The 1,189-nt window shown below is 54.9% G+C and carries 1 pseudogene; it reads right to left on the bottom strand.

Annotated elements, in window-relative coordinates:
* Nucleotides 1-68: 68 nt before the first annotated feature.
* Nucleotides 69-1,027, bottom strand: a pseudogene (locus tag H6X51_RS19840) (IS3 family transposase); the annotation flags it as partial.
* Nucleotides 1,028-1,189: the final 162 nt, after the last annotated feature.

The following is a 1,189-nucleotide window of genomic DNA, read 5'->3' as shown; positions in this document are numbered from 1 at the left end:
GCAATCCAGCAAGCCAATCCCAGCACGGGTCAGATTGGGCTGACGTTCGAGAGCATAGTAGATTGAGTGTCCCAGCAATTTCCTCGGCGGCTCATGCTCTGCACCATTCGGTAGCGCCAGAGCCTTTGCCGGAATTTGCGACTCACGTACTGTGAACCCTGATCAGAATGGAACATGACCTTCTCCGGGCGCCCTCGCTGCTCCCAGGCATGGTCCAAGGCCTGAACAACCAAGTCTGCATTTGCCGTGTCAGACATCGCCCAACCGACCACACGACGGGCACATAGATCCAGCACCACCGCCAGATAACTCCAACGCTGGCCAGTCCAGATGTAGGTAATATCACCACACCAGACCTGATCAGGCTGTGGCACATCAAACTCACGGTCCAGTCGGTTTGGGATGTCCAGCCGCTCCACTGTCGCTTGCTTATAAGCGTGAGGTCCTGGCTGCTTGCAGATCAAACCCAATTCGCCCATCAGTCGGCGCACCTTGAATCGACCGATCTCGACACCCTGGTCGTTCAGCAAGCCCTGTAGGGTGCGGCTACCGGCAGAGCTGCGACTCTTGTTGAACAGCTCGTTAATCCGAGCTCTCAGGGCAACACGTTCAGCATCAATACGCTGTATCCTCTGGCGATGCTCGTAGTAGCACGAACGGTTGATACCAAAGACTGTGCACACCATGTCGACTGGGGCCTGCTCTCTCAACTGGTCAATCAGCGTGTACGTTTCCAGTCGTCCGACATCAAGAGAGCGGTAGCCTTTTTTAGTATGGATTTCTCCATTTCCAACCGCCGGCACCGATCTTCCAGCTCCTGAATTCGTTGGTGCTCGGGCGTTATCGCTTTGCCTTTGGGTGTGACACCTTGCCGTTCATCGCTGAGCTGCTGAACCCAGCGACGCAATGCTGATTCACCAACACCCATGGATGAGCAGGCCTGGGCAATGCTGTAGCCTTGGTCGAGCACCAGACTGGCTGTTTCCTGCTTGAATTCAGGGGTAAACGTACGTCGCTTTCTTGTCATCGAACACCTCTCAATGGCGAGCATTGTCGCCTAAGTGGGTGTCCGGTTTCATTAGACCACTACACTGTGCAACAGGCCCCAGCGCCCTGATGACCTGGTAGAAGGGTCTATTGAGTGCATTCTGGACACTTTTCCTGACTTTGTTCAACCCACTCAGCGCTT

This window comes from Halopseudomonas xiamenensis, from assembly GCF_014219065.1.
In the GTDB taxonomy this organism is placed as follows: domain Bacteria; phylum Pseudomonadota; class Gammaproteobacteria; order Pseudomonadales; family Pseudomonadaceae; genus Halopseudomonas; species Halopseudomonas xiamenensis.
This window is presented reverse-complemented; position numbering and strand designations above follow the sequence as displayed.